Source organism: Planomonospora sp. ID82291, assembly GCF_015711645.1.
Taxonomy (GTDB): Bacteria; Actinomycetota; Actinomycetes; order Streptosporangiales; family Streptosporangiaceae; genus Planomonospora.
Genome location: NZ_JABTEX010000004.1, coordinates 673,292 through 698,860, shown reverse-complemented (window position 1 = coordinate 698,860; position 25,569 = coordinate 673,292). Strand labels below are relative to the sequence as shown.

28 protein-coding genes are annotated in these 25,569 nt (G+C 74.7%); 10 read left to right on the top strand and 18 right to left on the bottom strand.

Annotated elements, in window-relative coordinates:
- Positions 1 to 43: 43 nt before the first annotated feature.
- On the bottom strand, positions 44 to 1,060 hold the full coding sequence (locus HS045_RS27520; RefSeq protein WP_196454369.1) for a nitroreductase family protein: 1,017 nt from the start codon (positions 1,058 to 1,060) through the stop codon (positions 44 to 46).
- 175 nt (positions 1,061 to 1,235) lie between these two features.
- On the opposite strand from HS045_RS27520, the gene HS045_RS27515 reads away from it, so the two are divergent.
- A complete protein-coding gene (locus HS045_RS27515) occupies positions 1,236 to 2,009 on the top strand; it encodes a response regulator transcription factor (RefSeq protein WP_230884843.1) in 774 nt (257 codons plus the stop codon).
- Positions 2,006 to 3,154, top strand: a complete 1,149-nt coding sequence (locus HS045_RS27510; RefSeq protein WP_196454368.1) for a cell wall metabolism sensor histidine kinase WalK — start codon at positions 2,006 to 2,008, stop codon at positions 3,152 to 3,154. Before HS045_RS27515 ends, HS045_RS27510 begins: the two co-directional genes overlap by 4 nt.
- An 18-nt stretch (positions 3,155 to 3,172) precedes the next feature.
- Here the strand turns inward: HS045_RS27510 and HS045_RS27505 are convergent, their stop codons facing one another.
- From HS045_RS27505 to HS045_RS27465, 9 genes are all read right to left on the bottom strand, one after another.
- Positions 3,173 to 4,648, bottom strand: a complete 1,476-nt coding sequence (locus HS045_RS27505; protein WP_307827749.1) for an FAD-dependent oxidoreductase — start codon at positions 4,646 to 4,648, stop codon at positions 3,173 to 3,175.
- Between the two features lie 52 nt (positions 4,649 to 4,700).
- Positions 4,701 to 5,609: a VOC family protein gene (locus HS045_RS27500; RefSeq protein WP_196454367.1), complete on the bottom strand. Its 909-nt coding sequence runs from the start codon at positions 5,607 to 5,609 to the stop codon at positions 4,701 to 4,703.
- Between the two features lie 123 nt (positions 5,610 to 5,732).
- Positions 5,733 to 6,917 (bottom strand): acyl-CoA dehydrogenase family protein, encoded by a 1,185-nt coding sequence (locus HS045_RS27495; protein WP_196454366.1) that lies wholly within the window; start codon positions 6,915 to 6,917, stop codon positions 5,733 to 5,735.
- 8 nt (positions 6,918 to 6,925) lie between these two features.
- A complete protein-coding gene (gene dmpG, locus HS045_RS27490; RefSeq protein WP_196454365.1) occupies positions 6,926 to 7,945 on the bottom strand; it encodes a 4-hydroxy-2-oxovalerate aldolase in 1,020 nt (339 codons plus the stop codon).
- Between the two features lie 60 nt (positions 7,946 to 8,005).
- Positions 8,006 to 8,944 carry an acetaldehyde dehydrogenase (acetylating) gene (locus HS045_RS27485; protein ID WP_374191418.1) on the bottom strand — a complete coding sequence of 313 codons (939 nt, stop codon included), beginning with the start codon at positions 8,942 to 8,944 and terminating at the stop codon, positions 8,006 to 8,008.
- A complete protein-coding gene (locus HS045_RS27480) occupies positions 8,941 to 9,726 on the bottom strand; it encodes a 2-keto-4-pentenoate hydratase (RefSeq protein ID WP_196454363.1) in 786 nt (261 codons plus the stop codon). The genes HS045_RS27485 and HS045_RS27480 overlap by 4 nt, the downstream gene beginning before the upstream one ends.
- A 168-nt stretch (positions 9,727 to 9,894) precedes the next feature.
- Positions 9,895 to 11,151: a ferredoxin--NADP reductase gene (locus HS045_RS35945; RefSeq protein ID WP_304609632.1), complete on the bottom strand. Its 1,257-nt coding sequence runs from the start codon at positions 11,149 to 11,151 to the stop codon at positions 9,895 to 9,897.
- A 104-nt stretch (positions 11,152 to 11,255) separates the two neighbouring features.
- The gene (locus HS045_RS27470) at positions 11,256 to 13,010 is read right to left on the bottom strand and encodes an FAD-binding protein (protein ID WP_196454362.1); all 1,755 of its coding nucleotides are present in this window, start codon (positions 13,008 to 13,010) and stop codon (positions 11,256 to 11,258) included.
- Complete coding sequence (locus tag HS045_RS27465) at positions 13,007 to 13,888, bottom strand: alpha/beta fold hydrolase (RefSeq protein ID WP_196454361.1); 882 nt, start codon at positions 13,886 to 13,888, stop codon at positions 13,007 to 13,009. The genes HS045_RS27470 and HS045_RS27465 overlap by 4 nt, the downstream gene beginning before the upstream one ends.
- A gap of 205 nt (positions 13,889 to 14,093) precedes the next feature.
- Here HS045_RS27465 and HS045_RS27460 point away from each other — a divergent pair, with 205 nt between their 5' ends.
- Positions 14,094 to 14,708 (top strand): flavin reductase family protein, encoded by a 615-nt coding sequence (locus HS045_RS27460; protein ID WP_196454360.1) that lies wholly within the window; start codon positions 14,094 to 14,096, stop codon positions 14,706 to 14,708.
- 17 nt (positions 14,709 to 14,725) lie between these two features.
- Here HS045_RS27460 and HS045_RS27455 read toward each other — a convergent pair whose 3' ends face one another.
- The 3 genes from HS045_RS27455 to HS045_RS27445 form a co-directional block, all read right to left on the bottom strand.
- Positions 14,726 to 15,529 carry a phosphatidate cytidylyltransferase gene (locus HS045_RS27455; protein ID WP_196454359.1) on the bottom strand — a complete coding sequence of 268 codons (804 nt, stop codon included), beginning with the start codon at positions 15,527 to 15,529 and terminating at the stop codon, positions 14,726 to 14,728.
- Complete coding sequence (locus tag HS045_RS27450; RefSeq protein ID WP_196454358.1) at positions 15,526 to 17,310, bottom strand: histidinol-phosphate transaminase; 1,785 nt, start codon at positions 17,308 to 17,310, stop codon at positions 15,526 to 15,528. Before HS045_RS27450 ends, HS045_RS27455 begins: the two co-directional genes overlap by 4 nt.
- 263 nt (positions 17,311 to 17,573) lie before the next feature.
- Positions 17,574 to 18,038, bottom strand: a complete 465-nt coding sequence (locus tag HS045_RS27445; RefSeq protein ID WP_196454357.1) for a MarR family winged helix-turn-helix transcriptional regulator — start codon at positions 18,036 to 18,038, stop codon at positions 17,574 to 17,576.
- 112 nt (positions 18,039 to 18,150) lie between these two features.
- On the opposite strand from HS045_RS27445, the gene HS045_RS27440 reads away from it, so the two are divergent.
- From HS045_RS27440 to HS045_RS27430, 3 genes are all read left to right on the top strand, one after another.
- A complete protein-coding gene (locus tag HS045_RS27440; protein ID WP_196454356.1) occupies positions 18,151 to 18,303 on the top strand; it encodes a hypothetical protein in 153 nt (50 codons plus the stop codon).
- 66 nt (positions 18,304 to 18,369) lie between these two features.
- Positions 18,370 to 19,137, top strand: coding sequence for a pirin-like bicupin family protein (locus HS045_RS27435; protein ID WP_196454355.1), 768 nt, complete (start codon positions 18,370 to 18,372; stop codon positions 19,135 to 19,137).
- A gap of 187 nt (positions 19,138 to 19,324) precedes the next feature.
- A complete protein-coding gene (locus HS045_RS27430; RefSeq protein ID WP_196454354.1) occupies positions 19,325 to 19,582 on the top strand; it encodes a hypothetical protein in 258 nt (85 codons plus the stop codon).
- Positions 19,583 to 19,692: 110 nt separating this feature from the next.
- Here HS045_RS27430 and HS045_RS27425 read toward each other — a convergent pair whose 3' ends face one another.
- The 4 genes from HS045_RS27425 to HS045_RS27410 form a co-directional block, all read right to left on the bottom strand.
- Positions 19,693 to 20,514, bottom strand: coding sequence for a type II CAAX prenyl endopeptidase Rce1 family protein (locus HS045_RS27425; protein WP_196454353.1), 822 nt, complete (start codon positions 20,512 to 20,514; stop codon positions 19,693 to 19,695).
- 170 nt (positions 20,515 to 20,684) lie between these two features.
- A complete protein-coding gene (locus HS045_RS27420) occupies positions 20,685 to 21,158 on the bottom strand; it encodes a hypothetical protein (protein ID WP_196454352.1) in 474 nt (157 codons plus the stop codon).
- A 6-nt stretch (positions 21,159 to 21,164) separates the two neighbouring features.
- On the bottom strand, positions 21,165 to 21,485 hold the full coding sequence (locus HS045_RS27415; protein ID WP_196454351.1) for a TfoX/Sxy family protein: 321 nt from the start codon (positions 21,483 to 21,485) through the stop codon (positions 21,165 to 21,167).
- A 156-nt stretch (positions 21,486 to 21,641) separates the two neighbouring features.
- The gene (locus tag HS045_RS27410) at positions 21,642 to 22,295 is read right to left on the bottom strand and encodes a helix-turn-helix domain-containing protein (protein ID WP_196454350.1); all 654 of its coding nucleotides are present in this window, start codon (positions 22,293 to 22,295) and stop codon (positions 21,642 to 21,644) included.
- A gap of 55 nt (positions 22,296 to 22,350) precedes the next feature.
- On the opposite strand from HS045_RS27410, the gene HS045_RS27405 reads away from it, so the two are divergent.
- The 4 genes from HS045_RS27405 to HS045_RS27390 all read left to right on the top strand — a co-directional run bounded on the left by HS045_RS27405 (position 22,351) and on the right by HS045_RS27390 (position 24,760).
- Complete coding sequence (locus tag HS045_RS27405; protein ID WP_196454349.1) at positions 22,351 to 22,722, top strand: VOC family protein; 372 nt, start codon at positions 22,351 to 22,353, stop codon at positions 22,720 to 22,722.
- Positions 22,723 to 22,823: 101 nt separating this feature from the next.
- Entirely contained in the window at positions 22,824 to 23,240 is a 417-nt protein-coding gene (locus HS045_RS27400) for a DUF1801 domain-containing protein (RefSeq protein WP_196454348.1), read from the top strand.
- A gap of 92 nt (positions 23,241 to 23,332) precedes the next feature.
- Complete coding sequence (locus HS045_RS27395; RefSeq protein WP_196454347.1) at positions 23,333 to 23,692, top strand: hypothetical protein; 360 nt, start codon at positions 23,333 to 23,335, stop codon at positions 23,690 to 23,692.
- Between the two features lie 81 nt (positions 23,693 to 23,773).
- Positions 23,774 to 24,760, top strand: a complete 987-nt coding sequence (locus HS045_RS27390; RefSeq protein WP_196454346.1) for a hypothetical protein — start codon at positions 23,774 to 23,776, stop codon at positions 24,758 to 24,760.
- Positions 24,761 to 24,965: 205 nt separating this feature from the next.
- Here the strand turns inward: HS045_RS27390 and HS045_RS27385 are convergent, their stop codons facing one another.
- Positions 24,966 to 25,418, bottom strand: coding sequence for a hypothetical protein (locus HS045_RS27385; RefSeq protein WP_196454345.1), 453 nt, complete (start codon positions 25,416 to 25,418; stop codon positions 24,966 to 24,968).
- Positions 25,419 to 25,569 lie beyond the last annotated feature (151 nt).

Genomic DNA, 25,569 nt, shown 5'->3' with positions numbered 1-25,569 from the left:
CGGAAAGAGCCGTAGGGCGTGCGCCGGCAGGGACTTCCGGCCCTTACCGGGCGGATTCCGGCGGCGGGTCCTCCTCCAGCGTGTCCGACAGCGCGCGCCGGACGCCCGGCGCCTCGTCGAGTGCGATCCCCAACCGCATGATCATCTGCGGGTGCTCGCCCGAGCACAGCTCCTGGCGTATCACCTCCCGCAGCAGCGGCAGCTCCAGTGTCTGGGTGTGGAACGCCGCGCTGGCCCCGTAGGCGGAGGCGTGCAGCAGCACCCGCTGCAGCGCCTGGCCCGCGGAGAGCCACGCCTGGCGCGTGTCGTCGGACGTGGTCAGCACCGCGACGGCCCCCGTCGACGCCGCCAGGCTCTGGTCGGCCTCCCGGCCCCACCCGTGGCCGTCGGCGTAGTCGCGCTGCGCGAAGCCCGGCTCCGTCGGCGCCGTCTCCCGGGGGTAGGCGTCGGCGGGCACCCCGTCGGCGCGGGTGCTCCCCGGCGGCCGGGCCCAGCGCAGCACCTCCAGGCTGAACCGCCGGTCCTGGGACTGGATCTCCTGGGCGGCGGCGGTCAGGGCCGCGAGCACGCGCACGCCCGCCGGCGAGCGCACCACGGTCAGCACGGCGCCCTCGGTCTCGGCCTGGGCGGCGAGGTCCTCCAGCAGTTCGTCCGCGACCGGCAGACCGCTGAAGCCCGCCCGGTGGGTGCGCCGCCGCTCGATCTCGGCGTGCAGCAGCGCGGTGTGCTCGTCCATCGCGATCCGCGGCCCCGGCCGGACGGTCGCCAGCAGCAGCGGCCGGTCCGGGTCGGGCAGCACGCGCACCAGCGGCTCGTAACCCGCCGCGCGCAGCGCGATCCGCGTGTTGAGCAGCGACGCCCCGCAGCCGATCAGCATCTCCCGGCCCGACTCGTCGCCGACCCGCAGCCGCCGGTCGGTGTCGGCGCGCAGGCTGATCTCGTCGCCGCTGACGGCGAACGCCCACGGTTGCGTGTTGTGCACCGACGGCGCCCAGGCCGCCGCCTCGGCGGCCGCGTGGAGCGCCTCGGCGATCTCCGGACCGGTGTGGGCCTTCGTCATGGCTGCACCTCCTGGCGGGAAGCTCGGGACACGTGACCGTTCCTCATGCTCGCCTCCTCTTGCCCGCCCGCGGATCGACGTCATCCGGCGGTCGCGAGACGAGAGCCTGCGGTTCCAGCATCGCACGGCGGGGCGGCGGGCGGGGTCCGCGACGGCGGTCCGCGACAATGGAGTCATGACGCGAACTCCCGACGGGCGGTCCGAGGGCGCCGGCACGGAGGCGGCGGGAACACCGTCCGCCCGCCCTCCCACGGGGCTCCGGGCGATGGTCGTCGAGGACGAGGAGTCGCTCGCGGCGGTCCTGAGCAGCTACCTGAAGCGCGACGGCTTCGAGGTCTCCGTGGTCCACGACGGGCGGCGGGCCGTGGACACGGCACGCGAGATCGACCCGGACATCGTCGTGCTGGACCTCGGCCTGCCGGGGATCGACGGGATCGAGGTCTGCCGGCAGGTGCGCACCTTCTCCGACGCCTACGTCGTCATGCTGACCGCGCGCAGCGAGGAGGTCGACAAGCTCATCGGGCTGTCGGTCGGCGCGGACGACTACATGACCAAGCCGTTCAGCCCGCGGGAGCTGATGGCGCGCGTCCAGGCGATGCTGCGCCGCCCGCGGCCGCGCGGGGGCACCGGCGAGGAGGCGTCGCAGGACCGGTCGTTCGGGCCGCTGACGGTCGACCCGGTCGGCCGCGACGTCTGGCTGGACGGCGAGCCGGTCCCGCTGACGCGCACCGAGTTCGACCTGCTGGCCGTCCTGTCGCAGCGCCCCCGCATGGCCTTCAGCAGGAGGCGGCTCATCGACGCGGTGTGGGGGGAGACCTGGGTGGGCGACGAGCACCTGGTCGACGTGCACATCGGGCACCTGCGGCGCAAACTGGGCGACGACGCGACCCGGGGGCGGTTCGTCAGGACCGTGCGCGGCATCGGATACCGGATGGGAACCGGCGAGTGAGCTCCGAACCCGCCGTCCCCTCGGCCTCCGGGCGACCGGAGCGGAGCTCGGGGTTCGCGGCCCGGCTGCTGGCCGCCCAGGGGATCGTGCTGGTCGCCATGGCGCTGACCACCTGGCTGGTGGCCTCGGCGGTCGGCCCGGGGATCTTCCACGACCATCTCAGACGCGCGGGAGTCGAGCACACCGCGGCCGGAGCCGAGCACATCGACCAGGCCTTCACCTCCTCGATGCTGCTGTCCCTGCCGGCGGCGCTGCTGGCCGCGGTCGCGTCCGCGTTCGCGGTGACGTGGTACTTCAGCCGCCGGGTGCAGCGGTCCATCGCACGGGTGGCCGGCGCGGCGGCCGAGGTCGCCGCCGGCGACTACGGCTCACGCCTCCCCGTCCTGGGCCTGGGCGGCGAGTTCGACCGGCTGGCGGGGACCTTCAACGCGCTCGCCGAACGCCTGGAGGCCGTGGAGGGCACCCGCCGCCGCATGCTCGCCGACCTCGCCCACGAGATGCGCACCCCGCTGGCGACGCTGGAGGCCCACATCGAGGCGCTGGAGGACGGCGTGCGCGTCCTCGACGAGGACACCTTCGCGGTGCTGCGCTCGAGCACCGGGCGGCTGGGGCGCCTGGCCCACGACATCAGCGCCGTCTCACGGGCCGAGGAAGGCCGCCTGGAGATCACCCCGCACCCGGTGGACCCCGCGTCGCTGATCGAGGAGGCCGTGCGGGCCGCCGGTGACCGCTACCGCGACAAGGGCGTCACCCTGCGCCCCCGGGTGTCGGCCGGCCCCGCCGTCCTGGCCGACACCGCCCGCATCGGGCAGGTGCTGGGCAACCTGCTGGACAACGCGCTGCGGCACACCCCGCCGGGAGGGACGGTCACGGTCGACTGCCGCCCGGTCGACGGCTGGACCGAGTTCGAGGTGCGCGACACCGGAGAGGGCATCGCACCGGAGCACCTGGGGCACGTCTTCGACCGATTCTACCGCGCCGATCCCGCCCGCAGCCGCGCCCAGGGCGGCAGCGGCATCGGCCTGAGCATCACCCGGGCCCTGGTCAGGGCGCACGGGGGGAGCATCACCGCGCACAGCGCCGGACCCGGCCGCGGAGCGGCCTTCACCGTCCGCCTCCCCGCCGCACCGCGCCGCGAACCGTGACACCGCGACCGGTCGGCCTCATCGGGCAGGTTCTCCGGCCGCCGCGCGGCCGGCGCGGCGGCCGAAGAACGTGCCGTCGCCCAGCGACGTCCCGCTGACGTAGCCGTCACCGTGCAGGCCGGAGCCGGCCCGGCCCGCCGCGTACAGGCCCGGGACCGGGCGGCCGGACTGGTCCAGCACCGCCCCGTCGGGGGCGGTGTGCAGACCGCCCAGGGTGAACCCGGCCACGCCCGTGTCCCTCCGGCCGCCCCCGCCGAACCCCAGGCGCGGGTCCACCGCCGCGAAGGGCGGCCGGAGCGGCCGGAGCCACCTGCGGTCCTTGTGGAAGTAGGGGTCCTCACCCCGCTCCGCGTGCCGGTTGTAGACGCCGACCGCCGTCTCCAGCGCCCCGGCGGGCATCCCGAGCGACTCCTCCAGCTCCGCGAGCGTCTCGGCGGCGAACGCCGGGCGCACGCCCCACAGGTCCCGCCGGGGGACGTCGTCGTAGCCCTCCTCGTCGACGATCACCCAGTACGGGCCCGGCTGGTGCAGCACGGCGGCGGCGCTGAACGCGCCCGGGTAGACGTCCTCGTTGACGAAGCGCTGCCCGAGCCCGTTGACCAGCAGGCCGCGCACCGCCAGCGCGGGCAGGGCCGTCAGCGCGAGCTGCACGGCGGACATGCGGCGGGTGGCCGCGCCGAGCGCCGCCGCCATGCGGATGCCGCCGCCGTCGTCGAGGCCGTCGCTGACCTTGCCGTGCCCCAGCAGCACCGGGGCGTGCAGGGCGAGCATCTCCTCGGAGTCGACGAAACCGCCGGTGGTCAGCACGACCGCCCGGCGCGCCCGGTAGGCCGCCCGCTCGCCGTACCGGCGGGCCAGCACGCCCGCCACCCGGCCGCCCTCGCCGACGACGAGGTTGGTGGCCAGGGTGTCGGCGTGGTCGGCGGCCCCGGCCTCCCTCGCCGCCGCGACCAGCTTCTCCATGAGCAGCCAGCCGCCGAACGACTCGGTCGCGGGCCGGTGCCCGCGCGGGGCGGGCCGGGCGAGCGTGTGGTACGGCCAGGCGTTCTCCCCCAGCCACATCAGCCCGTCCGCCGTCGGCGGCACCCAGCTCGGCGCGTCGAACAGCCCTTCGTTGAAGGTGAGCCCGCGCTCGCACAGCCACCGGAAGTGCTCGACGCTCCCGTCGCAGTACAGCCGGATCTTCTCGGTGTCGGCGTGCGGGCCGAGCGCCGCGACCAGGTAGGCGAACATGTCATCGGGCGTGTCGTCGAAACCGCAGGCCTTCTGCAGCGCCGTGCCGCCGCCGAGGTAGATCTCGCCGCCGGACAGCGCCGAGGAGCCTCCGGGTCCGCCCGCACGCTCCAGCACGGTGACCCGGGCTCCGGCCGCCGCCGCCTCGTAGGCCGCGGCGGCGCCCGCGCAGCCGAAGCCGACGACGAGCACGTCGCACTCGTGGTCCCAGGCGCCGACCGCGCCCGCCGGGACCGGCTCCACCGGCGGCACGGCGTTCACGCGCTCCCCCGCTCCGGCCGCCCCGGACCCGCGCCCGGCCCGCACCGCCCGCTCATGCGCGCGGGGTGAAGGCCGCCAGCGGCTCGGAGCCGGACCAGTCGTGGCCCCAGTAGCTGTCCGCGGTGATCTCCTCGGCGGTGTAGTGCGTCTCGTCGACGAGCATGCCGTCGGTGCCGTACTCGATGTCCCAGCCGCCCGGCGCGCGCACGTAGAAGGAGATCATCTTGTCGTTGGTGTGCCGGCCCAGGGTGGAGGAGACGGAGAAACCCAGCCGGTTGACGTTGTCCAGCGCCCGCCCCACGGCGTCGAGGCCGTCGACCTCGACCATGAGGTGCACCAGGCCCGGTTCCCCCTCGTGCGGGGCGGGGCAGACCGCGAGGCTGTGGTGGCGCCGGTTGACGCCCATGAACCGCACCCGCGGCCCCTTCCCCCCGCCGACCCGCATCGCGCCGCGCGGCAGGAAGCCGAGCACCTCGGCGTAGAAGGAGACGGTCTCGTCCATGCGGATGGAGGGGATGACCACATGGCCCATGCCCTGCTCGCCGGTGACGAACCGCTGGCCCATCCCGGTGAGCAGCGGGCCGTGGTCGAGGACGGGGGCGAAGAAGACCTCGACCGGGGTGCCCGCCGGGTCGTCGAACGCGATCACCTGCTCGGCGTCCCGCTCGGCGGACTCCCGGGCCGAGAGCACCTTGACCGCCGTACCGGACGCCTCGACCGCGCGGCCGACCGCGGCCAGGGCGAACTGGTCGCGGACCTCCCAGCCGACGGCCAGCACCCGGTCGCTCTCTCCGGGCAGCACGGTCAGCCGCGACCGGCGCTCGTCCATGCGCAGGTAGAGGCCGTCGGGATCCGGCCCGGAGCCCTCGGCGAAGCCGAGGGCGTCGATCACCAGCTCGCGCCAGCGGCCGAGGTCGCGCGTCTGGACCTTCAGGTAGCCGAGCCCGCGGATCTGCGTCATCTCAACACCTCACGTTCGTTCGTCGGCGGCACCGGGTCATCGGGCGCCGGATCGTCGGGCGCCGAATCACCGGCTCGTCGGGTCGTCGGGTCGTCGGCTCCTCGGCCGCCGGATCATCGGGTGCTAGATCATCGAGCGCAGCGGGCCCGGCGGGGGGTCGATGCCCAGGTCGGTCAGGGCGGAGGCGTGGAAGACCGCGCCGGGCACGTGGATGGCGTGGGCGAGGCCCATGTGCGCGTCGCGCCAGAAGCGCTGGACCGGGTTGTCGGCGCGCATCGCGTTGCCGCCGGAGCGGGCCATGATCTCGTCGACCGCGCGCACGGCGCGCCAGGCCGCCTGGACCTGGATCCGCCGGCCTGCCGCGCGCTCGGCGAAGGAGACCTCCCGCCCGGCGGCGACGGCGTCGTACATCCGCGACACGTTGTCGAGCAGCGCGCACCGGGACGCCGCGATCTCCCCGGCCGCCTCGCTGACCGCGTAGAGCACGTACGGGTCGTCCCGGATCTTCGTGCCGGTGATCTGCACCCGTCCCCGCTGGTAGGCGAGGTGGTGGGCGAGGGCGCCCTCGGCGATGCCGACGACCGCGGAGGTGATGCCGAGCGGGAACGCGCAGGAGAACGGGACGTGGTAGGTCGGGCTGGTCAGCCCGGCCTCCTTCGGCGCGCTCCCGTCGATCACCTTGGCGAACGGGATGACCCGGTAGCCGGGGACGAACGCGCCCGAGACGACGACGTCCTTGCTGCCGGTGCCGCGCAGGCCGACCACGTCCCAGGAGTCCTGCACGATCTCGTAGTCCGCGCGGGGCAGGATCAGGTGGAGCGAGACGGGCGGCTGGACGGGTCTGCCGTCGGCGTCGCCGAGCAGCCCGCCCAGGAAGATCCAGTCGCAGTGGTCGGTGCCGGAGGAGAACTGCCAGCGCCCGGTGAGGACGTAGCCGCCGTCGACCGGCCGGGCGACGCCCATCGGCGCGTACGGCGAGGCGATCCAGGTGTCGTGGTCCTCCCCCCAGACCTCCTCCTGCACCCGGGGGTCGGCGAAGGCCATCTCCCACGGGTGCACGCCGACGATGCCCGCGACCCAGCCGGTCGAGCCGTCGAGCGCGGCGACGCCCATCACCGTCTCGGCGAACTCCCTGGGATGGGACTCCAGGCCGCCGTACGCGGCGGGCTGGAGCATGCGGATCGCGCCGGAGTCGCGCAGCGCCTTGGCCGCCTGGTCGTCCAGCCGGCCGAGGGCCTCGCCGGAGACGCCGAGCGCGGCGATCTCCTCGGCGCGCTCGGTGATGGCGTCGAGCACGGGGTTGGTCATGGCGGTCCTCACTTCTCCGCGAGGGCGACGGCGATCTCGATGAGCTGGTCCTCCTGTCCGCCGACGAGGTTGCGGCGCCCCGCCTCCAGGAGGATCTCCGTACCGGAGACCCCGTACCGGGCGGCCTGCCGGTCAGCGTGCTTGAGGAAGCTGGAGTAGACCCCGGCATAGCCCATGGTCAGCGAGAGCCGGTCGAGCAGGCACTCGCCGTCCATGACCGGGCGCACGACGTCCTCCGCGGCGTCGATGATCTTCGGGACGTCGATGCCGGTCCGGATGCCCAGCTTCTCGGCGACCGCGGCGAACGCCTCGACGGGGGTGTTGCCCGCTCCGGCGCCGAAGCGGCGCGTCGAGCCGTCGATCTGCAGGGCTCCGGCGCGCACCGCGACGACGGAGTTGGCGACGCCGAGCCCGAGGTTCTCGTGGCCGTGGAAGCCGACCTGGGCGTCGGAGCCGAGCTCGGCCACCAGGGCGGCGACCCGGTCGCCGGTCTGCTCCAGGATCAGCGCGCCGGCGGAGTCGACGACGTAGACGCACTGGCAGCCGGCGTCGGCCATGATCCGCGCCTGCGCGGCGAGGACCTCCGGCGGCCGGCTGTGCGCCATCATCAGGAAGCCGACGGTCTCCAGGCCCAGGTCCCGGGCCAGGCCGAAGTGCTGCACCGCGATGTCGGCCTCGGTGCAGTGCGTGGCGATCCGGCAGATCGCGGCGCCGTTGCCGGCGGCCTCGCGGATGTCGTCCAGGACGCCGAGGCCGGGCAGCATCAGGAAGGCGATCCTCGCCCGCCGCGCGGTCTCGACGGCGGCTCTGATCAGCTCCTGCTCGGGGGTGCGGCTGAAGCCGTAGTTGAACGACGAGCCGCCGAGGCCGTCGCCGTGAGAGACCTCGATGACCGGCACCCCGGCGGCGTCGAGGGCGCCGACGACCGAGCGGACGTCCGCGACGGTGAACCGGTGCTGCTTGGCGTGCGAGCCGTCGCGCAGCGACGAGTCGGTGACCCGGACGTCGAGGTCGGCGCTGTAGGGCATGGCTGGAATCTCCTCGGGGTTCGGACGGTCTCCTCGGGGTTCAGGCGGTCTCCTCGGGGTTCAGGCGGTGGCCCGCCGGGCGAGGACGCGCCGCGCGAAGCCCTCGCCGACGCGGGTGGCGGCGGCGGTCATGATGTCGAGGTTGCCGGAGTAGGGCGGCAGGTAGTCGCCCGCGCCCTCGACCTCCAGGAAGACCGCGACGCGGGCGGGCCCGTCGCTCCCCGGCGCGGGATCGTCGAACTGGGGCGCGGCGCGCAGCCGGTAGCCGGGCACGTAGGAGGCCACCTCGGCGGCGACCTCCTTGATCGAGGCGGTGATCGCCTCGCGGTCCGCGCCGGCCGGGATCGCGCAGAACACCGTGTCCCGCATGATCATCGGCGGCTCGGCGGGGTTGAGGATGATGATCGCCTTGCCGCGGACGGCGCCGCCGATCCGCTCGATGCCGCGGCGGGTGGCGATCGTGAACTCGTCGATGTTCGCCCGCGTCCCCGGCCCGGCCGACGGAGAGGCGACGCTGGCGACGATCTCGGCGTAGGCCACCTCGGCGACCCGGGAGACGGCGTGCACGATCGGGATGGTGGCCTGCCCACCGCAGGTGATCAGGCTGACGTTGGGCGCGTCCAGGTGGGCGCCGAGGTTGACCGCGGGCACGACCGCGGGCCCGAGCGCGGCGGGGGTCAGGTCCACGGCCCTGATGCCGAGCGCCTCGTAGCGGGGGGCGTTCTCCCGGTGCACCCGGGCGGAGGTGGCCTCGAAGACGAGGTCGGGCCGCTCCCGCCGGGCCAGCAGCCGCTCGACGCCCTCGGCGGAGGCGTCCAGCCCTTCGGCGGCGGCCCGCTTCAGGCCGGGGCTGGCGGGGTCGATCCCGACCATCCAGCGGGGCTCGATCGATGCGGAGCGGAGCAGCTTGTACATCAGGTCGGTCCCGATGTTCCCCGATCCGACGATCGCGGCGGTCGCCTTGCTCACGGTCTCACCCTCACCCTCACTCACCCTCATGCGAATCGAGCGGTCACGGAGCCGAGGCCGGCGAACTCGGCGCGGAAGACGTCGCCGGGCCGCACGTCCACGGCCCGGGTGCAGGAGCCGGGCAGGATCAGGTGCCCGGCTTCGAGCTTCACCCCGAAGGAGGCGACCTTCCCGGCCAGCCAGGCCACGGCGGTGGTGGGGTTCCCCAGCACCGCCGAGGTGTCGCCGCGCGCCACCTCGGCGTTCCCGCGGTACAGCACGGCCGCGATCCCGGCCGGGTCCAGCTCGCCGGGGGGCACGCGGGCGGCGCCCAGGACGACGCCCGCCGAGGAGGCGTTGTCGGCGACCGTGTCGGCCAGGCCGATCCGCCAGTCCCTGATGCGGCTGTCGATCAGCTCGATGCTCGGCACGATGTACTCGGTGGCGGCGAGCACGTCGGCCTCGGTGCAGCCCTCGCCGGGCAGGCCCGCGCCGAGCACGTAGCCGATCTCGACCTCCACGCGCGGGTGGCAGTACGCCCCGGCCGGGATCGGGACGTCCTCGGCGAGCACCATGTCGTCGAGCAGATGGCCGTAGTCGGGTTCGCCGACGCCCATCATCCGCTGCATGACCTCGGAGGAGAGCCCCACCTTGTGCCCGCGCACCCGGGCCCCGGCGGCGAGCCTGCGGCGGACGTTGAGCAGCTGGATCTCGTAGGCGTCGACGACGTCGACGCCGGGGAAGGCGGCCGTCAGCGGCTCGATCGGCGCCCGGTCGCGCTCCGCCGCCCGCAGCAGGGCTGCCGCGGCCGCGCGTTCCGCCGGATCCAGCATCGCAGCCTCCTGGTGTCGGGGTCCGCACCGCGTCCGGACCGGCGGTCCCGGTCCCGCCGGGGCGCTCCCGTCCCGGTCCCTCCCGTCCGGAGCCAACGGTCTCAGCCGCCGCGCCGCCCGCGCCCGTCCCCTCCCGCTCAGTGGGAGGCACCCGGGCGCCCCGGCCGGTCAGGCGTCGTAGGTGATCCTGAGCCGCTCGCTGACCGGGAGCGCCTGGCAGGCGAGGATGATGCCGTCGGCCAGGTCGCGCTCGTCGAGGACCTGGTTGTGCTCCATCGCGACCTCGCCCTCGACGAGCACGCAGGCGCACGCGCTGCAGGACCCCTCGCGGCAGGAGTACGGCGCATCCAGCCCGGCGTCGAGGAGCACGTCGAGCAGGCGCTCGCCGCGGGGCCAGGCCACGGTCCGCGTCTCGCCGTCCAGCTCGACCTCGACCTCGACCCCGACCCCGACCCCGACTGCGGCCTCGGCCTCCACGGCACCGGCCCGGCCGGAGGGACCGGCGCCGGCCCCGGGCGCGGGGATGAAACCGGTGACGGGCGCGGAACCGGTGACGGGCGCGGAACCGGTGACGGGCGCCGGGTCGGGGCGGGCGGTGGGACCGGACGCGGGCACGGCGGGAGCGGGGCGGGCGGCGAACGGGTCGGCGGCGAGCGAGGTGAAGCGCTCGGTGCGCACCCGCTCGGGCGGCACGCCGAGACCGGCGAGGGCCGCGACCGCGAGGTCCATGAACGGCCCCGGGCCGCAGACGAACGCCTCCCGCCCGGCGTACGGCCCGGTCACCGCCGCCAGCCCCGCCGCGGTGGGCAGTCCCTGCACCGACTCCAGCCAGTGCAGCACGGCCAGCCGGCCGGCGTGCTCCCGGGCCAGCGCGGCCAGCTCGTCCCGGAAGATCACCGAGTTCTCGTCCCGGTTGGCGTAGACGAGGACGGCCGATCCCGTCCCGGCGTGCAGGCAGGACTTGAGGATTGACATGACCGGCGTGATGCCGCTCCCGGCCGCCAGCAGCAGGAGGTCGCCGTCGAGCGTGCGGGGGGTGAAGGCGCCGGCGGGCCGCAGCACCTCCAGGACGTCGCCCTCGGTGACGTGGTCGCAGATCCAGTTCGACCCGTACCCTCCGGGGACGCGCTTGACGGTCACCTTGAGCTTCTCGTCGCAGTCCGGGGAGCTGCACAGCGAGTAGCAGCGCGCGACGCCGCCCTCGGAACCGCCCTCGGGGCCTTCCGCGGCGCCGGCCGCAGAAGCGGCCGCAGGACCGGCGCCGCCCCCGGGGCCGGCGGGGATCCGGATCGTGAGGAACTGACCGGGCCGGTAGGCGAACCGGCCGCGGTCGCCGTCGGCGGGTTCGAGCACCAGCGAGTGCGCGTCCGCCGTCTCCCGGACGACCTCCACGACGCGCACCCTGAGCGGTCCGGGCTGCGCCATGCTCGTCTCTCCTCGGGGTCTCAGGGGGCGGGGTTCACCGGCCCGGGTTCACCGCCGCGGGACCGCCGGTCCGTTCTCCGTCCGGTCCGGGCGCTCCCGAACCGTCAGGCGGACCCGGACCGGACGGGGTCCCCGCCGGAGCGGGACCGTTCCGCGGCGTGCCGGGCCGCGATGTACCCGAAGACGATCGAGGGGCCGATCGTGGCGCCGGGGCCGGCGTACTCGTTGCCCATCACCGAGGCCGAGACGTTGCCGGTGGCGTACAGGCCGTCGATCGCCGACCCGTCCGCGCGCAGCACCCGGCTGTGCTCGTCGCAGACCAGGCCGCCCTTGGTGCCGAGGTCGCCGGCCTCGATGCGGACCGCGTAGTACGGCGGGCGGTCGATCACGTCGAGGTTCGGGTTCTTCAGCGTGGGGTCGCCGTAGTAGCGGTCGTGGGCGCTCTCCCCCCGCCCGAAGTCGGCGTCCCGGCCGGCGCGGGCGAAGCCGTTGAAGCGCTCGACGGTCTCGGCCAGGGCGTCCGGGGGCACGCCGATCCGCTTGGCCAGCTCGGCGATCGTGTCGGCCCGGTGCACCACCCCCGCGTCGTAGAACGCCTGCGGGATCGGCGCGCCGGGCAGGATCTGCGCGAACGGGTAGCGGGCGCGGGCGCGGGCGTCCATCACGAACCACGCCGGGACGTGGCCGCCCGCCAGCTGGTCGTGGACGAAGTTCACGTACGGCGCCGACTCGTTGGCGAACCTCCGCCCGTCCCCCGAGACGATGATCGAGCGGGGGATGCAGCGCTCGGAGACCAGCGGGATGGCCGCGCCCGCGGGGTGCCGGACCGCGGGCATCCACCAGGCGTCGTCCATCAGGTCGAGTGCGGCGCCGGCCCGCTCCCCCGCCAGGATGCCGTCGCCGGTGTTCTCCCGGGCTCCCATGCTGAAGTCGGCCCGGCCGTCCTCCGGCAGGAACCTCGCGCGCAGCTCGGGGTTGTGGTCGAAGCCGCCGGTGGCCAGCAGCACGCCGTACCGGCCGCGCAGCCGCAGGGTGCGGCCGTCGCGCTCGACGACGACGCCGGTGACGGCGCCCCGCTCGTCGACGACGAGGTCGGTCATGGGCGTCTTCAGCCAGAGCGGGACCCCCGCGTCCTTGAGCGCCATGCGCAGCCGCGCGACGAGCGCGCGCCCGCCGGTCGCCATGTGGCGGCGGCGCACCAGGTTGGAGGCGACCCGCCAGGCGGCCACGAGCGTGGCGCGGCGCCCGCGCCAGGTGCGCTTGGCCATCGCCAGGTCGTGGTAGTCCTTCGCGGTGATCCACAGGCCCAGCGGACCCTTCAGGCTGTTGGGACGCTGGTGCCTCTCGTCGGGCCCCAGCCTGCGGGTGTCGAACGGCAGCGCCTCGACGGACCGGCCCAGCGCGCGGCCGCCCTCCAGTTCGGGGTGGTAGTCGGCGTACCCCTTGGTCCAGGAGAAGCGCATCCACCTGCTCCGGCCGAGCAGTTCCATCGCGGCCGGGCCGTGGTCGACGTAGGCGTCGAGCCGCGCGGCGGGCACCCGCCCCGCGGTGAGCCGGTCGAGGTAGCGGCGGACGGCCTCGCGACTGTCGTGCTGCCCCCGGGCCCGCAGCACGTGGTTGCCGGGGATCCAGATGCCGCCGCCGGAGATGGCGGTGCTGCCGCCGTACCGCGAGCCCTTCTCGACGACCAGGGGCTCCAGCCCCTCGGCGGCGGCGGTGAGCGCGGCCGTCATGCCGCCGCCCCCGCTGCCGACGACGACGAGGTCGAACTCGGCGTCCCACTCCTGCCGGTCCGCACGCCCGTCGGCCGGGGGGGCGGCGCCGCCGTGCCCGTCGGTCCGCTCGCTCCGCTCGCTCACGTCTCCTCCTTTCGGGTCAGGAAGGCCAGCACGGCGCTCTCCCAGGCCGCCCGCTGCTCGATCATCACCCAGTGCCCGCAGTCCGGGAAGACGTGCAGCTCGGCGCCCGGGATGGTCCGCATCGGCACGAGCGCCATGTCGAGGGGGCTGACCCGGTCGTCGCGGCCCCAGGTGATCAGCGTCGGGGCCGTGATCCGGTGCAGCGTCGCCCAGTACGGCGGGGCGCTCGATCGCGCGGAGGCGGCGGCGCGGGCGGCGAGCGCGGCGCGGCCGTACATCCGGCGGGAGGCGGCGAGCGTGTCCGGGTCGGTGGCCTGCGCCCAGCGCTCCTCGATCATCTCCTCGGTGACCAGGGCCGGGTCGTAGACCATGGAGTGCAGCCAGCGCACGAGCGCCTCGCGGGTGGGGTGCTCGGCGAACTCCGTGAGCAGCCGGATGCCCTCGCCGGGACCGGGGCTGAACAGGTTCACGCCCAGCCCGCCGATGGTGACCAGGCGGCGCACCCGGGCGGGGTCGGAGACCGCCACCTGGGCGCCCACGATCCCGCCCATGGAGTTGCCGATCACGTCGGCCCGCTCGATCCCGAGCCCGTCCAGGAGGCGGAGCACCGCGCCGGGCGCGGCGGCCATGGGGTGGGCTCCGGTGGGCTCGCTGACGCCGAAGCCGGGGAACTCCAGCACCAGGCAGCGGAAGCGCTCGGCGAGGGCGGCCAGGTTGCCGCGGTAGTTCCGCCAGCCGGTGACGCCGGGGCCGGACCCGTGCAGCAGCAGCAGGGGCGGGCCGTCACCGGCCTCGTGGTAGCGCAGCACACCCTCGTCGGTCGCGAGCTCGCGCGACGTCGACGCGTGACCCGGCTCGTGGCTTGGCTCCGTGCTCATCGCAGGAACGTAACCGGGGCCGCCGCCCGGTCGCGGCGGCGGTCCCGGCCAGCGGGACCGCCGCCGGCCCCGGAGGTCCGGCACCGCACCGGCCGGGACCCGACGGACTTCCGCTCAACGGGACCGCCCCGCGCGGGTACGGCGCCGCGCGGCCTACGGTCGTCCGGTACGGCCGCCCGCCGTACCGGACGACGTGAGGTGAGCCATGACAGCCGAGCCCGCGGCGCTCACGGCGGAGGCCGGCGGCCCGGCCGGCCCGGCCCCCGTCCCCGCCGCCCCGCCCACCCCGCTGGAGATGCGGCGCGCGATGGGCGCGTTCGCCACCGGTGTCACCGTGGTCACCGGGGTGGACGGCGGCGAGGCGGTGGGCTTCGCCTGCCAGGCGTTCGCCTCGGTCTCGCTCGAACCGCCGCTGGTGCTGTTCTGCGCCGACCACGGCGGCCGCACCTGGCCCAGGATCCGCGCCTCCGGGCGGTTCTGCGTGAACGTGCTGGGAGAGGACCAGGTCGACCTGTGCGGCCGGTTCGGCTCCGGCACGGGCCGCAAGTACGACGGGCTCGACTGGGACCTGTCCCGGTGGGGCACCCCGGCCCTGCGCGGCGTGCTGCTGCGGGTGCACGCCGAGGTGTCCGACGTGCACGCCGCCGGCGACCACGACGTGGTGATCGGCCGGGTCCTGGAGGTGGAGGCGGGCGCGGGACGGCGTCCGCTGATCTTCTTCCGGGGACGGTTCGGCGTCGACGCGCGCCAGGCGCCGGGGCCGGCCGCGGAGCCGGCGGGCGTGCCGGACCTGTGGGGGTGGGGCGACCGCTGGGGCTGAGGAGCGGGCCCTCACTGTCAGCCGAGCACCAGGGCCAGGGCGAGGGCCAGCAGGAGGGAGTCGAGGCGGTCCAGCAGCCCGCCGGCGCCCGCCAGCCACGACGCCGAGTCCTTGACCTCGGCGCCCCGTTTGACCATCGACTCCAGCAGGTCCCCCACGGGGGCGCCGAACGCCACGGCGATCACCAGGGCCGGGGTGAACCCGCCCAGCAGGGCCAGCGTGCCCAGCCCCGCGACGGTCCCGGTCAGGACCCCGCTCCAGCGCTTGGCCGGTGACAGCGGGGAGAGCGCCGGGCCGCCCAGCAGCCTGCCGCCGAACGAGGCGGCGATGTCGGCGACCGACACCGCGGCGAACACCGCCAGGGCGGCCGGGCCGAGCAGCACCACCCCGATCAGCGGCGTGAACCAGACGACGCCGAACACCCCCCGGCACGACCGGTCCAGCCCGCCGGACTCGTCCCCGGCGAGCAGCGGGACCAGGGCGACGGCCAGGACGGCGGCGGCGAACACCCGGGGCAGGTGCGCGGGCGCCTGCCAGGCGGCCACCGGCAGCGCGGCCACCGCCCCGGCGAGCACCACGCGGTCCGGCCGGGGCAGCCGGGTCAGCCGGCCGTACTCGGCCGCGCACACCGCGCCCACCGCCGCGGCCAGGACCGCGGCCCCGACGGCCCCCGCGGACAGGGCGGCGACCACCACCGGCACGGCCACGGCCCAGGCGCACCACCGCAGCACGTACTCCCGCCGCCGGGACAGCGCGACGGCGACGCCGCCGAGGGCGAGCGCGGCGGCGAGGAAGGGGATCAGGTCCGCGACGCCGGTCACACCGCGTTCCGCGCGTCACGGTTCCGCGGGTCGCGGTTTCCCGGGTCGCCGTTCCCCGGGTCGCGCCCCGGGTCGCGCAGCGCCGCGGCGACGGCCGCGGCGATCCGGTCGTTGGCCGCGGCGTCGCGCACCGCGATCCGCACCGTCCGGCCCTCGAACGCCGGTGACATCGACGACAGGTCGCGCAGGAACACGCCCCGGCCGCGGCAGCGGCGGACCAGCCCGGCGGCGCCGGGACCGCCGCGGGGCAGGGTGAGCAGGACGAAGTTGGCCACCGACTCCCGGACGTGCACGTCCCCGTCGGTCGCGGCGAGCGCGGCGGCCAGCTCGCCGCGGAGCGCCGCGGTCTGCGCCCAGCGGGCGGCGTAGTAGGCGGGATCGCGCAGGGCGCGGACCGCGGCGATCTGCGCGGGCAGGCTCACCGTCCAGGGCGGGCTCCAGCGGCGCAGTTCCGCCACGTCCTGCGGGGGCCCGGTGAGATAGGCCGCCCGCAGGCCCGACAGCGCGTACATCTTGGACAGCGAGGTGCACACCACGGCGTTGCCCGCGGTCGCGGCGTACGGCTCCAGCGACTGCCCCGGCCCGGCGTAGCCGACGTAGGCCTCGTCGATCCAGAACCGGGTCCCGCCGGGCGCCGCCGCCATCACCTCGCGCAGGTCGCGCGCGTCCAGATGCACGCCGGTGGGGTTGTTGGGATTGACGACGACCACGAGGTCGTAGCGTGCGCGCAGGGCGTCGCCGAGGCGGTCCGGGTCGATCCGCCAGCCGTCCTCGCGCCGGAGTGCGAACCGGTCGGCGCGGCAGCCGATCACCCGCTCGGCGACGTGGGCGTACTCGCCGTAGGAGGGGTCGACCAGCAGCACCCGGGAGGAGGCGTCCAGCCGGCCGCGGAACGCGCGGAAGATCAGATCGGACGAACCGGCCCCGACGGCGACGGCCTCGGCGGGCAGGCCGCGGCGGGCGGCGATCTCCTCGACGAGCCCCTCGGCCTGTGCGGGCGGGGAGGTGCGCGCGATCCAGTCCCGGTGGGCGGCCAGAGCCGCGGTGACACCGGGCGCGGGCGGGAACCAGGCGTCGAGCACGTCGGCGGGCACGACGTCGCCGTGCGCCTCCAGGGTGTCGAGGCGGCGGCCCAGCGCCCCGATCGAGGCGCCGCCGTGCTCGCAGCCGTCCGTCCCGGGCAGGAAGGGCACCTCCAGGCGCCAGCGCAGCCTCGGCTCCATCTCGCGCAGCACCGGGCCGTACGTGCGCAGCGTCCGATCGACGAGGGCGGCGACCTCACCGGTGAGCAGCTCGAAGCCGACCGCCCCCGAGCGCACCGGGACGCCGGTGGACGTCAGTCCCAGCGCCAGGTACATCGGCAGGAGCTCGCTGCGGCCCAGCGCCACGACGGTGCGGCCGCCGTGCGCCGCCACCCAGCGCAGCGCCGCGTACATCAGGATCCTGCCGGTCATCCCGCCCCGCCGGTCCGGGTCCACGGTCAGGATGCGGATCTCGAACAGGCCCTCCTCGCTCAGGACGGGGTGCTCGGTGCGGCGGAGGTACTTGTCGATCGCGTAGCGTCCCGCCCACGGCGGTGTCACGCTGATGAACCCGGCGGGCCGTCCCCCGCGGGCCCCCACGAGGTAGACGTTGTCCGCGTCGAGCCCGTCGCTCAGCCGCCCGGCGTCGTTGGCGGGATGCTGGCCGAGTTCACGGGCGTACACCTCGTGGCGGAGCCGGGAGATCCACTCGCGGTCGGCCTCCGATCCCGGTCGAATCTCCAGCTCATCGGCCTCCACGGGCACGGCCTCCTTCGCGGTTCGGCGACCCTTCGGCCCGCCTCCCGGCCGGGCGCCGGAGGGAGCGGTCCGCGGGGTGGCTCAATGACGGCCGACGCGGTGCCCGCCTTCCGGCCGTCGTTAGGGTGTAGCCGGTCGCAGACCGGTCAAAACGCGCCGCAGCGCCGAACATCGCCGACCGGTTCTCTCCGGCAGGCTCAGCCTCGGCCGTCGCGGGCCCCTCTTCGTGAAGACCTGGTGGAGCGCCGCGCGGGTCGCGAGTCCTACCCGCCCGCGGTGTCGAGCCGGGCCAGGACCCGGGTGGACAGCTGCTGCAGGACGTCGACCCGGTCGGGGCCGAGGGCGTCGAAGAAGAGGTCCCGGACGGCCCGAACGTGGCCGGGGGCGGCGGCGGTGATCGCCTGGCGGCCGGCCTCGGTGAGCACGACGAAGGCTCCGCGGCCGTCGTCGGCGCACTCCCGGCGCCCGACCAGGCCGCGGCGCTGCATCCTGCTCAGGTGGTGCGACAGGCGGCTCTGCTCCCACTCCATCGCGCGCTGCAGTTCGTACGGGCGCAGCCGCCCGTCGGGGACGTCGGTGAGGTGGACCAGCACCTCGTAGTCGGCCAGGGACAGGCCGGAGGCCGCCTGCAGCCGCCGGTTCAGCTCGGCGCCCAGCCGCGCCTGCATGCGCAGGTAGGCCCGCCAGGCGCGCTGCTGGTCGTCGTCGAGCCAGAGAGGGGTGTCCATGGGTCCACCGTACCCGACATGCATGATGCGTCATTGAATTTGCGGAATGAATGACGCGTCATATAAGTTGGACCCAGTGCATGACACATCATCTTCTTCTCGGAGGGCTCCCATGACCACCACCACCGCCACCGGCCTCGACCTGACCATCAAGGGCGTCACCGACTCGATCACCATCCCCTTCGCCTTCGAGGGCTCCTCCGCCGACCCGTTCGGCAACACCCGGCTCGGCTTCGAGGGCTCAGCGACGATCAAGAACACCTGATCCGCACCGGCACCGTCCCCGGCACCGGCGACCCGACCTTCACCACCCTCCCGGAAGGAACCCGGCATGAGCCCCCTGTCCCTCGCGCCCCGCATCGACGTCCACCGCGCGGCCGAGCGCTTCACCACCGCCACCGGCTGGCTGGACTCCAAGCACTCCTTCTCCTTCGGCCGCCACCACGATGAGGCCAACACCCACCACGGCCTGCTGCTGGTCAACAACGACGACGTCGTGCGCGCCGGCACCGGCTTCGACACCCATCCGCACCGCGACATGGAGATCGTCACCTGGGTGCTGCAGGGCTCCCTGGTCCACCAGGACTCCGAGGGCCACAACGGCGTCATCTACCCGGGCCTGGCCCAGCGGATGAGCGCCGGCACCGGCATCCTGCACTCGGAGAAGAACGACTCCTGGCGCCTGGCCGGCGGCGTCCACGACGAGCCGGTCCACTTCGTGCAGATGTGGGTGGTGCCCGACGAGGCCGGCATCGCCCCCGGCTACGAGCAGCTGGAGATCGACGCCGAACTGCTCGGCGGCGGCCTGGTGCCGGTCGCCTCCGGCATGGCCGAGCACGACGGCGCCGCGGCCATCCGGATCAAAAACCGCTACGCCGCGCTGTACGCCGCCCGCCTGCAGGCCGGCCAGAGCGTGCAGCTGCCCGAGGCGCCGTTCCTGCACCTGTTCGTGCCGCGCGGGTCCGTCGCGCTGGAAGGCGCCGGCGCGCTGGACACCGGCGACGCGGTGCGCCTGACCGCCACCGGCGGCCAGAAGGTCACCGCCGCCGAACCGGCCGAGATCCTGGTGTGGGAGATGCACGCCGCCCTCGCCGCCTGAACAGCCGGCCCCGGCGCGTCCTGGCCGCCCACCGCGGCCGGGACGCCTTCACCCGGCCGCCGGAGCCGCTCACCCGTCGACGAAGTGAAACGACGCCTCGTTGTCTCACCGCAGTCTGACAGAGAGGGTGCGGGACCGTTTCCGACCGGAGGCATATGCTCATCGTGTGCAGGTTCCCGACACCGTTATGAGTGCTGTCGCCGTGCGCTTCGGCGCGGCGCGCACCCCGGAGGTGCTCGCTGCGCTCCCCTCCGCCCACGACCTGCGCCTCGATGACGGGGCGGAGCACGGGCGACTGTACGCGCGTGTGCTGTGTGCGATCGTCGAGCTGTCCACCGGAGACCTGCGCCTGCTGCGCGAGGTGGCGATGCTTGCCATCGATGACTGGCGCGACGTCCTCGTGGCGGCCGGTCGGGCCGGGCTCGACGAACCGGCCGGGCACTGATTCTCCTGCCGCCGTCCGCTCACGGGCCTGCTCCGCCCGCCGGGTGTACGGTCCGCGCCCTCCTGCTGCACCCGCCCCGCCTGCACCGAGCGGGGTGGGCCGGAGCGGGGTCAGGAAGCAGGGTCAGGAAGCAGGGTCGTGCGGGGCCGCAAAGACAGTTCCCGCCAGCCGGACCCGGCGACGACCGCCAGCGCGACGGTCCAGGCCAGCCCCGCCTCCAGCCAGTCGCCGCCGCCGACCGACATCGAGGTCAGCGAGTACGCCAGGGACGCATGGAACAGCAGCGTGATCACCATGCTGCCCCGGGTCGAGTTGAGCAGCCACGCCGCCAGCACCGAGTGCGCCGTGATGGCGACCAGGTAGGGCGGCAGATCCTCACCGTAGGCGACGGTCAGCGGCAGATGCCACAGCCCCCACAGCAAGCCGAGCAGGACCGCGGCCGGCAGGGCGGCCATCCGCTGCTGCAGGGCCGGCAGCGCGTAACCGCGCCAGCCGAACTCCTCCAGCAGCGGACTGGAGAACAGCAGCCCCGCCAACTGCAGGGGGGCGGTGAGCACGACGACGACCGGCCCTCCGCCGGCGAGCATGGTGCCCAGCGGGGAGTCGGCGGGGACGGTCAACGTCGGATCGGCCACCGCCCGGACGGCCAGCGCCACCGACGTCAGCGCGGGCATCAACAGGGCGGCGGCCAGGTACCAGCGCACCGGCAGCCGCCAGATCCGGTACCGGCGTGCGATCGCCCGGATCAGGTCCGTCCGGCCGCGCACACGCAGCACGAGGAGCGCCGCCACCGTCGGGGCCGCCGCGCCGAGAGTCTGCAGCGTCACGAGCCCGGCGGGGATGCGCCCCGCGTCCGCCTCGAACAGCAGCGCCGCCGGAATCCAGAACACCCATGCCAGAACGTAGGCCAGGACACAGAAGGCGATCAACACAATCGAATGGTACGGGCGCCGAGCGGGGGAATTCAGCGGCATTCGGTGGATACACGTACACATCCGTACGATGCCAGCCGCTCACGGCGTGAACACGTTCCGTAAGGCGCCTCCGCCGGACGGTCCGCAGCGCGAGGCGGTCCCGCCGTACCGCGCACGGGAAGGCCGGGTCAGGCCAGCGTCTCGGGACGGCCGGTGACCGCGTCGAACGCGTACACCCGTACCGGGTCCAACCGCAGCTCGTAAGGACCATGGCAGTCGGCGACCAGGGTGGCGAGGGCGACCCCGCATCCGCAGGTCATGTTGGGTCCGAAGGAGCCGCACGGCCCGCAGCATCCGCTGCTGCGCGCCGCGTCGGGATGCGCCCGCAGCGACGGCGCGTCATGCGGATGGACCACGACGGTTCCCCGCTTCCCTGCCGAGACCGGCGCCTGCCGCGGCGCGGCACCGGCCCGCCTGCGGGCCGGGCGCTCCTCGGGGAAGGCGCGGGTCGCGAACGGCGCGCCGAACGGCTCCGGGTCGATCGCGTAGCAGCCGGGCGGCACCGTGGAGCGGTCCGGCCCCGCGTGCGCCGGCGTCCCGGCCAGTCGGCGCAGGTCGCCGCTGAGCACCTGCCCGCAGGAGGCACAGGCGAACACCGTCATCCGCGGTCACCGGGCGCCGACGAAGGCCAGCGCCTCCCGGGCCAGGACCGGCCAGGACGACTCGTCGTCCGGATCCAGACTGAGCCACTCCTTCATCGGCCTGCCCTTGCCCCCGTCGAAGCGCACACCGCAGCCGGCGTCGACCAGCTCATCGACCCGCCGCCGCGGGAGCTTGACCACCAGGCGTCCGCCGGCCAGCATGGCGAAGATCTTGCCGTCGACCCGCAGGGCGGCCGAGCCGAAACCGCGCCCCGCTCCCGGCGGGGTCACTCCCCCGATGTCGAGCAGCTCGCCGACCACGGCGTCGAAACGCTCGTCCGGAGTCATCGGCGTCCCACCTCCTCACGTCCTACCTCCTCGAAGCGGCCAACCTAACCGGGAGCCCCGACGATTTCACGATCTGGCGCTCCCGCGGGCTCGCGACACCGCCGGCGCCCGGCGCGCGGTCCCGGCCGGGGCGGCGCCGTCGTGTTCGGGCGGCGGTCACCGTCCGGGGCACAGGGCGCTCCAGCGGTCCGCGGCCGCCGCGGGACCGTCGAGGTGCAGCAGGCCCCGGCCGAGGGCCCCGGTCGGGCTCAGGCCTCCGGTGGCCAGTTCGTAGGCGGTCATCGCGTCGGTGCGCACGCACAGGACGGCCGGGCGCGGGGCCGGCCCTGCCGCCCCGTGGACGTGTCCGGCGGCGACGGCCAGGTGGAAGGTCTCGCCCTCCACCTGGACCTGGTAGAGGTCGCCGTCGGCGTCCGGGCCCGCAACGGCCTCGGCCGTGACCGCCCACAGGGCCAGGGCCGCCCAGCGCGCCCGGAAGACCGACACCTCAGGGCTGGGGCGCATGCGGTGCACGCCCCAGGCGGTCAGGTGCAGCAGCACCGGCTGCAGGGCCCGCCCCGAGCCGGTCAGTTCGTAGACCGCCGAGGCGGCCGGAGGCGGGAGCACCCTGCGGGCGATCACCCCGGCGCGCTCCAGTTCCCTGAGGCGGGCCGCCAGCACGTTGGGGCCGATGCCCGGAAGTGCGGCCCGCAGGTCGGTGTAGCGCGCCGGGCCGAACAGCAGCTCGCGCAGCACCAGCGGCGCCCACCGCTCGGCGACGAGGTCCAGCGCGTACGACAGACCGCAGTAGTGGCCGTACGTTCTTGCCATATCGACAGCGTAGCGTGCACTATCGAATTAATAGTCAACGCGCGGGAGGGGACCGATGATCGGTGCGATCACCAGCGTTCCGGTGTACGTCGCCGACGTGACCGCCTCACTGGACTTCTTCGTCGGCGTGCTCGGCTTCGCCACGCGTACCGACAGCGCAATGGGACCGATGCGCTGGGTCGAGGTGGCGCCCGCCGGCGGGCAGAGCGCGCTGGTGCTCACCGGACCGGGTTTCGAATCCTGGGCACCGGAGAAGGTCGGTGTCTTCACCGGCATCGTCTTCGCCCTCACCGACGCCGGGTCCACCGCTGATCACCTCCGAAGGCACGGAGTGCCGATCGTCTCCGGTCCGCAGCGCATGCCCTGGGGCGTGCAGCTCGTCTTCGCCGATCCCGACGGCAACACCTTCGCCGCCGTCGGCACCTGACCCGCCACGTCCGCACTCCCGCAGCCCCCTCCTCCCACGTGCCCTCCGCATCCGCGAGGACCTGCACCGCCGAAGGCTCCGCGCCGGGGAAAGGACCCGCGATGACCGCTCCCGCCAACCCTGACTTCGACCGGCTCGTCTCCCGCTTCGACCCGCACGTGCAGCAGCTGGCCCGCGCCGCCCGCGAGCTGGTCCACGACGTGCTGCCCGGCGTGGTGGAGGTGGTCTGGGACCGCCAGGGAACCGCCGGCTTCGGCACCGGACCGCGCAAACGCTCCGAGCACTTCTCCTATCTCGACCTGTACGCCCGGCACGTCAACCTCGGCTTCAACTACGGCGCCGAACTGCCCGACCCGGCGAGGCTGTTCACCCCGCCCAAGGACGACTGCAAACTGTTCCGTCACGTCAGACTGCACCACGCCGCCGACCTGACCCGGCCGGCGCTCCGCGAACTGATCATCACGGCCACCCGCCACCGCGTCCCCCCGCTGAGAGCCGACAGGGCCGTCACCCCTTGACCGCTGCGGGACGGCGCGGCGCGGGGAGAAGACCGACGCCGGGCGGGCCGGCCGTTCAGAGACTGTCGTGGTTCATCCCTATCATGCCCGTCATGGGACGGGTCCAGGACGAGACCACGCTGTTCTCCTCGCACCTGCTGTGCTATGCCGACAGCGAGGGTTACTACGTGCCGGTCGACTTCGCCGATCCGCTGTTCCTGCCCGAGCAGGCGGGCGTCGCGGGAGGAGGGATCGTCGGCTCCAGTCTGCGGTTGCAGGCCGAGCTGGCCTTCATCGCCCCGGCGCTCGGCATCGACGTGGACGGCGCCGGAGCCGTGCCGGAGCGGGAGCAGGCGCGCCTGGCCGCCACCCCGCCCGACGACCCGTTCGAGCCGGAGATCTTCACCTGGCACCGGCTGTACCAGGCGTGCTCGGCCAGCGTCTCCTCCGGTCACGCCGTCGTCTTCCGATGACCGGCCGGACCCGTCGCCTGCCTCGCCGGGACGTGTTCCGGGGCCGGAACCGCGATGCCGGCTGAGTGCTCGCCCGCCGCCATGACCACTCCACCCGCCCCTCTGCGGGTGCGGGTGCTGTTTCCCGGGATCGAACGCCACGCCCGCGCCGCCGTCCGGCTGCACCCGCGCCCGGGGCGTCCCGGCCCGACCGACAGCCACATCGGCGGGCCACTGCTGTGGCCCGCAGGCGAGCCCTGGCCCACCTGCACCGCCGACCACCACGGGCCGCGAGGACCGTCCGCCTCCGATCTGGCCGGCGTCGGCCGAGACGGCGACGGCGACGGCGTGCGGACCGCCGGCCCCCGCGTCCGGCCGGCGACCGAGCCCAACGCGCTGGTGGGGCTGGCCCAGCTGTACGCCGCGCACGTCCCCGGCCTGCCCCGCCCCGCGGAGGCCGACCTGCTGCAGGTGCTGTGGTGCCCCGCCGACCACGACCTGGGCGCCTTCACCGGGCCCGTCGTGCACCTGCGCCGGCGCCGCGCCGCCGATGTCGGCCCGGTCCTGACCGCCCCGCCCCTGCCGCACACCGCCGACGAGCGCTACCTGCCCCGTCCTTGCGTCCTGCATCCGGAGCGCGTCGTCGAGTACCCCTGGTACGAGCAGCTCCCGCCCGAACTGGCCGAGCGCGTGCGCTTGTTCGACGACGAGGGCACCGTCGACGGTCACCCGCTCGCCGAGCACCTGGCCGAGATCACCTACACCGAGCATCTGTCGGTCGCACCGGGGTGGAAGGTCGGCGGCTGGGCCTGCTGGCCGCTGACCGGACCGATGGCGATGCGCTGCCCGTCCTGCCGGTGCGACTGCGATCTGCTGCTGACCATCGCCTCGACCGAGTGGAAGGCGTCCGACGCCCTTCGCTGGCGGCCCGTGGAACACCGGCGGCAGGCCGGCGCCGACGGCGCGCCCGTCGGCACCGAAGCGGGCCCGGGCGAGCCCACCGGCGTCCAGGTGGGACGCTACGGCCGGCTGCACGTCTTCACCTGCCCCGCCTGCCCCGGTTCGCCGCCCCTGCTGAGCCTGCAATGACCCGCCGTGGGCACTGGCGGCGCGCCCTTCGCCGACCGGCCGTCGCCTCCTCCGCAAGCTGCGGACCCGTCCCGCAGACAGGCCGGTCACCGGTGAGGAACCCTCCCCCGCCGCTCCATGACGGCCGGGCCCCTCCCGGCAGGACGCGCACCCGCCGGCCGAAGCTCCCGACGCCGTCCGAACCCAGGGCGGAGCCCGTGGTTCCTCAGGTCTCGTACGAGCCGTCCCACGGTTCGTAGAAGCCGAGCAGGTCCGGATAGAGCTCGGCGTGTTCGTCGCCTTCGAATTCGCAGATCAGGCCGAACAGCACGTCATCGAACTCGATGTAGAAGGGGCGGATGGCGATGTCCCCGAAACGGAGACCGGGCAGGGCGCCGAGCCATCGCGCCAGCCGGTCTCGGCCGAAGCCGGTGGCGGTCCGCCGGTCGTCATCGCCGCCGGTGCGCCGGATGCGGGAGCCGATGTGATGGCCCGCGTCGTCGAAGGTGTGCAGGACGGTGTACCAGTGCGCGTCGCAGGACCGGTCGCCGGTGAGGGCGTGGCGCTGCGGGAAGGCGGCGGCGACGGAGCCGAGGAACTGCCCGTCGTTCCAACGGCCGATCATGCCGGTGTGTCGGCCGGGGACGTATCTGATGGGAATCATCTCAGGGATCGCCACGCTGGAGACGGTAGCGCCGGGCCGCCGGGCCCGGGCCCTCTCCGTGCACCCGCGCCGCCCGCCGGATCGGCCACCAGGCGGGAAGCGGCTCCGGTTCCGGTTCGGGCTCCGGCTCGGGGTCGGGGTCGTCGAACAACCGCAGCCGGTCGAC

What these genes read in the sequence shown, in the direction of transcription:
- HS045_RS27520 (WP_196454369.1), bottom strand. Translation starts at nt 1,060, where the DNA reads ATGACGAAGGCCCACACCGGTCCGGAGATCGCCGAGGCGCTCCACGCG.
- HS045_RS27515 (WP_230884843.1), top strand. Translation starts at nt 1,236, where the DNA reads ATGACGCGAACTCCCGACGGGCGGTCCGAGGGCGCCGGCACGGAGGCG.
- HS045_RS27500 (WP_196454367.1), bottom strand. Translation starts at nt 5,609, where the DNA reads ATGACGCAGATCCGCGGGCTCGGCTACCTGAAGGTCCAGACGCGCGAC.
- HS045_RS27495 (WP_196454366.1), bottom strand. Translation starts at nt 6,917, where the DNA reads ATGACCAACCCCGTGCTCGACGCCATCACCGAGCGCGCCGAGGAGATC.
- dmpG (WP_196454365.1), bottom strand. Translation starts at nt 7,945, where the DNA reads ATGCCCTACAGCGCCGACCTCGACGTCCGGGTCACCGACTCGTCGCTG.
- HS045_RS27485 (WP_374191418.1), bottom strand. Translation starts at nt 8,944, where the DNA reads ATGAGGGTGAGTGAGGGTGAGGGTGAGACCGTGAGCAAGGCGACCGCC.
- HS045_RS27480 (WP_196454363.1), bottom strand. Translation starts at nt 9,726, where the DNA reads ATGCTGGATCCGGCGGAACGCGCGGCCGCGGCAGCCCTGCTGCGGGCG.
- HS045_RS35945 (WP_304609632.1), bottom strand. Translation starts at nt 11,151, where the DNA reads ATGGCGCAGCCCGGACCGCTCAGGGTGCGCGTCGTGGAGGTCGTCCGG.
- HS045_RS27465 (WP_196454361.1), bottom strand. Translation starts at nt 13,888, where the DNA reads ATGAGCACGGAGCCAAGCCACGAGCCGGGTCACGCGTCGACGTCGCGC.
- HS045_RS27460 (WP_196454360.1), top strand. Translation starts at nt 14,094, where the DNA reads ATGACAGCCGAGCCCGCGGCGCTCACGGCGGAGGCCGGCGGCCCGGCC.
- HS045_RS27445 (WP_196454357.1), bottom strand. Translation starts at nt 18,038, where the DNA reads ATGGACACCCCTCTCTGGCTCGACGACGACCAGCAGCGCGCCTGGCGG.
- HS045_RS27440 (WP_196454356.1), top strand. Translation starts at nt 18,151, where the DNA reads ATGACCACCACCACCGCCACCGGCCTCGACCTGACCATCAAGGGCGTC.
- HS045_RS27435 (WP_196454355.1), top strand. Translation starts at nt 18,370, where the DNA reads ATGAGCCCCCTGTCCCTCGCGCCCCGCATCGACGTCCACCGCGCGGCC.
- HS045_RS27430 (WP_196454354.1), top strand. Translation starts at nt 19,325, where the DNA reads ATGAGTGCTGTCGCCGTGCGCTTCGGCGCGGCGCGCACCCCGGAGGTG.
- HS045_RS27420 (WP_196454352.1), bottom strand. Translation starts at nt 21,158, where the DNA reads ATGACGGTGTTCGCCTGTGCCTCCTGCGGGCAGGTGCTCAGCGGCGAC.
- HS045_RS27415 (WP_196454351.1), bottom strand. Translation starts at nt 21,485, where the DNA reads ATGACTCCGGACGAGCGTTTCGACGCCGTGGTCGGCGAGCTGCTCGAC.
- HS045_RS27410 (WP_196454350.1), bottom strand. Translation starts at nt 22,295, where the DNA reads ATGGCAAGAACGTACGGCCACTACTGCGGTCTGTCGTACGCGCTGGAC.
- HS045_RS27405 (WP_196454349.1), top strand. Translation starts at nt 22,351, where the DNA reads ATGATCGGTGCGATCACCAGCGTTCCGGTGTACGTCGCCGACGTGACC.
- HS045_RS27400 (WP_196454348.1), top strand. Translation starts at nt 22,824, where the DNA reads ATGACCGCTCCCGCCAACCCTGACTTCGACCGGCTCGTCTCCCGCTTC.
- HS045_RS27395 (WP_196454347.1), top strand. Translation starts at nt 23,333, where the DNA reads ATGGGACGGGTCCAGGACGAGACCACGCTGTTCTCCTCGCACCTGCTG.
- HS045_RS27390 (WP_196454346.1), top strand. Translation starts at nt 23,774, where the DNA reads ATGACCACTCCACCCGCCCCTCTGCGGGTGCGGGTGCTGTTTCCCGGG.